The 3,501-nt window shown below is 47.2% G+C and carries 3 protein-coding genes and 1 pseudogene; 2 read left to right on the top strand and 2 right to left on the bottom strand.

What is annotated here, in order from left to right:
• Positions 1-333 precede the first annotated feature (333 nt).
• Together CSQ89_RS20540 and CSQ89_RS20535 are read left to right on the top strand one after the other, a co-directional pair.
• Positions 334-426, top strand: a pseudogene (locus tag CSQ89_RS20540) (IS5/IS1182 family transposase); the annotation flags it as partial.
• Between the two features lie 37 nt (positions 427-463).
• Positions 464-1,237, top strand: coding sequence for a substrate-binding periplasmic protein (locus tag CSQ89_RS20535; RefSeq protein WP_099407858.1), 774 nt, complete (start codon positions 464-466; stop codon positions 1,235-1,237).
• Positions 1,238-1,532: 295 nt separating this feature from the next.
• Here CSQ89_RS20535 and CSQ89_RS20530 read toward each other — a convergent pair whose 3' ends face one another.
• Complete coding sequence (locus CSQ89_RS20530; RefSeq protein ID WP_099407857.1) at positions 1,533-2,276, bottom strand: lysozyme inhibitor LprI family protein; 744 nt, start codon at positions 2,274-2,276, stop codon at positions 1,533-1,535.
• A gap of 176 nt (positions 2,277-2,452) precedes the next feature.
• Positions 2,453-3,232, bottom strand: coding sequence for a substrate-binding periplasmic protein (locus CSQ89_RS20525; RefSeq protein ID WP_158229074.1), 780 nt, complete (start codon positions 3,230-3,232; stop codon positions 2,453-2,455).
• Positions 3,233-3,501: the final 269 nt, after the last annotated feature.

The raw sequence follows: 3,501 nt of genomic DNA, 5'->3' as shown, positions 1-3,501 counted from the left end.
GACGGGCTGGTTGGCAACGAAAGCGCGCTGGGGGACTGCAAGCATGACTGAACTCCGATAATAAGGAGTCAATCAGCTTGGTCACTGTCCAGCGACGGCGATAGATGCTGGCCTCCGGGTATTTACGGCAGTCCTATGCCTTCACCCGAGATGCCCAAGCAGGGATTGGTTTTCGCGGTGAACCCCCAGCTTCTTGCGCAATTCTAGAGGGTGTCGTCACAAGATTTCCCTGGCCTTAAAATTCAGCAATGACGCTTGAATCTATTACCTCGCAGGCGCATCGTCGCCATGACATTTCCGATTCACACTGGCTCTTGCTGGAGCCCCATCTGCCGGGACATCGCAACCCGTTATGCCAAGAATATGGCTTCTTTTCTGGCGGCCGCCCAGATCCGCTGCATGGCGATCTGGATCGGCATCTTGTGACGACACCCTCTAAGCTGAGATCAGCTTGGAGATCATAATGATGAGCAGAAGCGTCGGGTTTGGCTGCGGACTATTCATTTTGGCGAGTCGAGTATTCGCCTGCGAGATTTCACTGGCCTACAACAGTGACCCTTCACCCCCCTACTATGTTGGCGTAGGCGATATTTCACCAGACCATCCTGGTGCAGGTGTCGAATTAGCTCAGCTTGCTGCTGCAAAAATAGGCTGTACGGTTACGCTAAAAAGACTCCCCACAAGGCGGGTGATAGCTGAAACAGGAATGGGCAAATATGATGGTGCCTTCATGTTTTCGTATAATGTCGAGCGGACCGCAATGTTTGCCTATCCGATGCAGGGTGAAATACCTGATAAAAGTCGACGAATCGCTACCCTCTCATACTCTCTCTTTAGACTAAAAGGTAGTTCGGCTAATTGGAATGGAGAGACTTTTAGCGGTATCTCGGGCCCAATAGGTGTAAATATGGGTTGGTCTATTGGTAAGGACATACAAGCGCTTAAAGTGCCGGTTATTGAGTCCTACAATACCCAGGAAAACTTTATACAGCTTCGTCTCGGTAGAATTGCTGCTTATGCGACGCAGGATATTGTAGGTGATGCTATCATACAGCGTGAGGATATGAATGATGTAGAGCGGCTACCTATTCCAATTTCGAGCAAAGATTATTTTATTATCTTCAATAAGACTTACTATCAAAAAAATAAAGAACGAGTCGAACAATTTTGGACCGCAGTAGGCAGTTTACGGGAAAGTACTTTGCAGGTTTTGATAAAGAAATATAGTAATGATTAACCATGAAAACCGGTAAGTAAACTTACGAATAGATGCTACGATATTTGATTTCATGGAGCAGCAATTTGAGTCCCCACTGACGCTGAATTGTCAAAAGGCATTTGCATTGGCTGCTAATTAAATAGGGATAGGCTTAATCCTGCCAAAGGGCAAGTAGAAGCATCATGTCAGTACTATTAGGTTTTACACCTGCTTAATCTGAGGTGGGCTGTGCAATTCATTGCCAGCCCCTTGGCTGTAGACGAGCAGTCCTCACTATAAAGTGCTGTTGATAGGGATGTCGGGTAGACCGGCATCATTGTCTTTTATAGGTGCCCGTAAACGTAACACCCATGCCACCACAACTATCATTGTCTTTGATTGCCAATACGGTTTGCTTGAGGGTTATTTCGACTTTGCAGCTGTCTTTGGAAAAGGATGCATGTGCATCACGTACATCGCCCAGGCCATTAATATCGCCAGTATGGGTGCCTTGGCTGGAATAGGTGCCTAATGCGAAGCCATGTACAAAGACTCGGTTATCTTTAAGCCCTAGAAGAACAATATTGGCTGGGGTTGCATTGTTTTTCTTCCCATTGGTATATCTGGCGTATTCACCATTCCACTCGGCAGCGCTCCCCTCTGTAGCGACGTTATTGAGCAAGGCTGTGCGCTCAGTGAATGCTGTTTTGAGGCAGGCAGCAGACTTGCATTGCTTTATGTCATTTAGCCATGCGCGTTGAGAAGATTTAAAAAGGAGTTTGGTATTCAGTTGCAAGAGAGCTGCCTTGTAAGCCTCGCTAAGCTTTTCATCCAACAAGGAAAGCTCTGGGTCTGTACAAATAAGCTGTTCTGTCTCTGTTTTGGCTTTGGTGCAGTCAAAGCTCGTGGCCAGTGCAGAACACGCTATTAATGATGCTGATATGAATATAAGTGAGCGAGTTGGCAATTTATTCTCTTTTCTTGAGTTGATTAGAAACCAAATGACCTTGAAAAGCACTGGGTGCAGTGTTATTCCATGCCAATATTTTGAAACAGCATGGACCTTGGCTAGGGTCATTTACTTATTCATCTAGTATTTAAGTAAGATTGCGGGCTAGAAAAAGGACACTGTTTTGGAAGCAACTAAGCTAGCTGCATAAGAGGCTGCTTGTCTACTGGATTTCGCGTTTTGACTAAGATTGTCAGGCGAGAGGGTCCGTGCCGTTTTAGGGGAGAAGCGCGATTTTATGTTATCTAATGATGCTTCAGTTCCAGTTGATAGCGCTCCAAAATATCCTGCCAATAAGGGTCGGAGGCCATGTTGGTGACGATAGCGAATAGTCGTTTGGCCAACTCGGGTTGTTTTTTATTGACCAGAATATGGCGTGTAAAGGCTGGATCATCGGGTGGCGGGCTGGTTGCCAATGACTCATCAATCAGATTATCCCGTGATAAGGCAGTAAAGGTTGAAAGACCCATTAGCGTGAAATCAATGCGATTGGCTTGCAGTAATTTCAGGTTATTTAGTTCGGATGTGCCGTCGATACGGCTGATGGTACGCGCTTTGGTCAGTTCATCTATGCCTCTGTAGCGATTTTCCAGCACCGCGCCAAAGCGCATACCTTGTAATGCTTTCAGGTCTTTTATGATAGGGGCGGTCGGTCCCCGGAAGACCAATACGTTGCTGTCGCTAAATAGGGCCGGGGTCCATAAGAAATGCTGTTGATTGGCATCGTCGACAAAGCGCGGATTAAGGAATAGGACGATTCCATCCAAGCTGGTTTCATCCTTCAGCGGGCCACGCACCAAGCGCGAGCGAGGAACATTGAAGAGTTGAAAGCGATATTCGTTGGCTAGCTTCTGGTTCAGGTAGTTGACCAGTTCCACAGCCAAACCACCGTTGTTGGTGACAAATGGCGGGAAGAGATAGGTATTGTAGGATTTGACGAGTGTGGTTTCGGCCAAGGCAAAGCCATTGGCTATCAGGGTGAGTGCAAGGCAGAGGTAGCGTAGCAGGGTATATGAAGGGCGCATCAAGCAGGTCTCAGGTAAATACATGCTCTGCCGTGTTTGCAGAAGTCAATATAGCAGCATAGATAGCGCGCAACCAGGCAGCCGTTAGACCGACAATTTTCGTTCGCCCTTGCTCTCAAAATAATAAAGCCCCCGCTTAGAACTAATGCCGTTCACTTTAGCCAGTGAACGGCATTTCTCTTGCCAGTCGTGAGTCCTGCTGTCATGTTGTCCACGAACGTTTCAAGTGGATATCTGGATGCTCGGCAAGGCTCACAAACACCCCGATT

The sequence above is a fragment of the Chitinimonas sp. BJB300 genome (assembly GCF_002735695.1).
GTDB lineage: Bacteria > Pseudomonadota > Gammaproteobacteria > Burkholderiales > Chitinimonadaceae > Chitinimonas.
This window is presented reverse-complemented; position numbering and strand designations above follow the sequence as displayed.